General features: G+C 66.8%; 3 protein-coding genes. All 3 read right to left on the reverse strand.

The features are described from left to right. Positions 1 to 307, reverse strand: a 307-nt coding sequence (locus AC1D01_RS24865) for an FAD-dependent oxidoreductase (protein WP_477871111.1), incomplete at its 3' end; no start/stop codon positions are given. A gap of 12 nt (positions 308 to 319) precedes the next feature. Further along, positions 320 to 1,594, reverse strand: a complete 1,275-nt coding sequence (gene odhB, locus AC1D01_RS24870) for a 2-oxoglutarate dehydrogenase complex dihydrolipoyllysine-residue succinyltransferase (RefSeq protein WP_477871113.1) — start codon at positions 1,592 to 1,594, stop codon at positions 320 to 322. A gap of 72 nt (positions 1,595 to 1,666) precedes the next feature. Next, positions 1,667 to 3,710 (reverse strand): 2-oxoglutarate dehydrogenase E1 component (locus tag AC1D01_RS24875; protein ID WP_477871115.1); only part of this gene is annotated, 2,044 nt, incomplete at its 5' end.

Genomic DNA, 3,710 nt, shown 5'->3' on the forward strand with positions numbered 1-3,710 from the left:
TGTTCTTCTTCACGACCGCGTTCTTGCGGCCCAGCATCTTCGTCACGTCGATGCTGAGGTCCTTCAGGCCGATGCCGTGGTCGGCAAAGGCATGGCCGGCATGCTCGAAGTGCTCGCTCGACTGCAGCAGCGCCTTCGACGGGATGCAGCCGATGTTGGTGCAGGTGCCGCCCGGGGCCGGGCCGCCCTTCTCGTTCTTCCACTCGTCGATGCAGGCGGTGTTGAAGCCCAGCTGCGCCGCACGGATCGCGGCGATGTAGCCGCCGGGGCCGCCGCCGATGACGACCACGTCAAATGATTTGCTCATCGTCGGTTCCGGTTAGATGTCGAACAGCAGGCGGGCCGGATCTTCCAGCGCATCCTTCATCGCGACCAGGCCCAGCACGGCTTCCCGGCCGTCGATGATGCGGTGGTYGTACGACATCGCGAGGTAGTTCATCGGGCGGATCACGATCTGGCCGTTCTCGACCACCGCGCGGTCCTTCGTGGCGTGCACGCCGAGGATGGCCGACTGCGGCGGGTTGATGATCGGCGTCGACAGCATCGAGCCGAAGGTGCCGCCGTTGCTGATGGAGAACGTGCCGCCGGTCAGCTCGTCGAGCGACAGCTTGCCGTCCTTGGCCTTCTGGCCGAAGCCGGCGATGGTCTTCTCGATGTCGGCAAAGCTCAGCTGGTCGGCATTGCGGATGATCGGCACCACCAGGCCGCGCGGCGAACCGACCGCGATGCCGATGTCGAAGTAGCCGTGGTAGACGATGTCGTTGCCGTCGACGCTGGCGTTGATCACCGGGTACTTCTTCAGCGCGGCGACCGCGGCCTTCACGAAGAAGCTCATGAAGCCCAGCTTCACGCCGTGCTCCTTCTCGAACTTCTCCTGGAACTTCTTGCGCATCTCCATCACCGGAGCCATGTTCACTTCGTTGAACGTGGTCAGGATGGCGTTGGTGGCCTGCGACTGCAGCAGGCGCTCGGCAACGCGCGCGCGCAGGCGGCTCATCGGCACGCGCTGCTCGGGGCGCTCGCCCAGGGACGCCAGGTTCTGCGCGGTCGGCGCGGCAACGGCCGGCAGCGGCTTGGCCACCGACGCGGCGACGGGTGCAGCCACCGGCGCGGCGACGGCAGGCTTCGCACCGCCGGCGATGGCGCCCAGCACGTCGCCCTTGGTCACGCGGCCGTCCTTGCCGGTGCCGGTGACGGCGCTGGTCGACAGGTTGTTGTCGGCCAGCAGCTTGGCGGCCGCGGGCATCGCGACATCGCTCTTGCTGGTGCCGCTCGGTGCAGCGGCAGCCGCTGCCGCAGGCGCGGTCGGCGCGGGCACGGCCTTGATTTCCAGCGGGCTGATCTGCGCGGCCGCCTCTGTGTCGATCCGGGCGATCACTTCATCGCTGGTGCAGCTCTCGCCGTCGTTCTTGACGATCTGCGCGATCACGCCGGCAGCCGGTGCCGGCACTTCCAGCACGACCTTGTCGGTCTCGATCTCGATCAGGATCTCGTCGATCGCCACGGCCTCGCCGGGCTTCTTCTTCCATTGCAGCAGCGTGGCTTCGGCCACCGATTCGGACAGCTGCGGAACTTTGACTTCTACGATTGCCATGAGGTTCTTTCTGGGTGTTCAGCACGGTCGCAGCCAGACCGGCCATCGGCCGGCGGCTGCGCCACGACTTGCTTATTTGGTGAGGATGAAGCCCTTGAGCTTGGCGAAGGCCTGGTCGAGCAGCGCCTTCTGCTGCTCCTGGTGCAGGTGCGCATAACCCACTGCCGGCGAGGCCGATGCGGGGCGACCCGCATAGCCCAGCCGCTGGCCGTCGACCATGTTCTCGTGGATGTAGTGCTGCACGAAGAACCAGGCGCCCTGGTTCTGCGGCTCGTCCTGGCACCAGACGATCTCGGTCGCGTTCGGGTACTTCTTCACCTCGGCCGCGAAGGCCTTGTGCGGGAACGGATAGAGCTGCTCGACGCGGATGATCGCCACGTCGGTGGCCTTCTTCTCGGCACGGGCCTTCACCAGGTCGTAGTAGACCTTGCCGGAGCAGGCGACGATGCGCTTGACCTTGTCGGTCGCGATCTCGTCGTTCGCCTCGGGGATCACCGTCTTGAACTCGCCCTTCGTGAACTCGACGAGCGGCGACGTGGCGTCCTTGTTCCGCAGCAGCGACTTCGGCGTCATGATGATCAGCGGCTTGCGGAACATGCRCACCATCTGGCGGCGCAGCACATGGAAGATCTGGCTGGCCGAGGTCGGCTGCACGATCTGCATGTTGTTGTCCGCGGCCAGCTGCATGAAGCGCTCCAGGCGCGCCGAGGAGTGCTCCGGGCCCTGGCCTTCATAGCCGTGCGGCAGCATCAGCGTCAGGCCGTTCGCACGGCCCCACTTCACTTCGCCGGAGGCGATGAACTGGTCGATCACCACCTGCGCGCCGTTGACGAAGTCGCCGAACTGCGCTTCCCAGATGGTCAGCGTGTTCGGGTCGGCGCTCGCGTAGCCGTACTCGAAGCCGAGCACCGCTTCCTCGGAGAGCAGCGAGTCGATCACGACGAACGGGGCCTGGTTGTCGGCCACGTGCTGCAGCGGCGTCCAGGTGCCTTCGTCCCACTTCTCGCGGTTCTGGTCGTGCAGCACCGCGTGGCGGTGCGTGAACGTGCCGCGGCCGCTGTCCTCGCCGGACAGGCGGATCGGGTAGCCGCTCGCGACCAGCGACGCGAAGGCGAGGTGCTCGCCCATGCCCCAGTCCATGTTGATGTCGCCGCGGCCCATCGCGGCGCGGTCGGCGAGCACCTTCTCGACCAGCGGGTGCGGCTTGAAGTTCGGCGGCACCGTCGTGATGCGCTCGGCCAGGCGCTTGACCTCGGCCAGCGGCAGCGCGGTGTCGGCCGAATCGGTCCACTTCTTGTTCAGGTACGGCGACCAGTCGACCGCGTACTTGCTCTTGTAGTTGGTCAGCACCGGGTCGATGGTGTGCTTGCCGGCATCCATCGCGGCGCGGAACTCCTTGACCATCGCGTCCGGGCCGTCGGCCGGCAGCACGCCCTGCGCCACCAGCTTGTCGCCGTACAGCTTGCGGGTGCCCGGGTGCTGGGCGATCTTCTTGTACATCAGCGGCTGCGTGAGCGCCGGCGTGTCCTGCTCGTTGTGGCCGAGCTTGCGGAAGCAGACGATGTCGACCACCACGTCCTTGTTGAACTCCTGGCGGTAGTCGAGCGCGAGCTGCGTGCACAGCACGACCGCCTCGGGGTCGTCGCCGTTCACGTGCAGCACCGGGGCCTCGATCATCTTGACCACGTCGGTGCAGTACAGCGTCGAGCGGGTGTCGCGCGGATCGCTGGTGGTGAAGCCGATCTGGTTGTTGATGACGATGTGGACGGTGCCGCCGGTGTAGTAGCCGCGCGTCTGCGCGAGCGCCAGCGTCTCCATCACGACGCCCTGGCCGGCGAAGGCCGCGTCGCCGTGCACCAGCACCGGCAGCACGGTGTCGCCTTCCTTGTCGCCGCGGCGGTCCAGGCGGGCCTTGACCGAGCCTTCGACGACCGGGTTGACGATCTCCAGGTGCGACGGGTTGAACGACAGGCTCAGGTGGACCGGGCCGCCGTCGGTGGTGACGTCGCTCGAGAAGCCCTGGTGGTACTTCACGTCGCCCGAGGGCAGGTTCTCGGGCGCGGTGTGGTCGAACTCGGCGAACAGGTCCTTGGGCATCTTGCCCAGCGTGTTGACC

Source organism: Rhizobacter sp. P3_B12 (assembly GCF_056402895.1).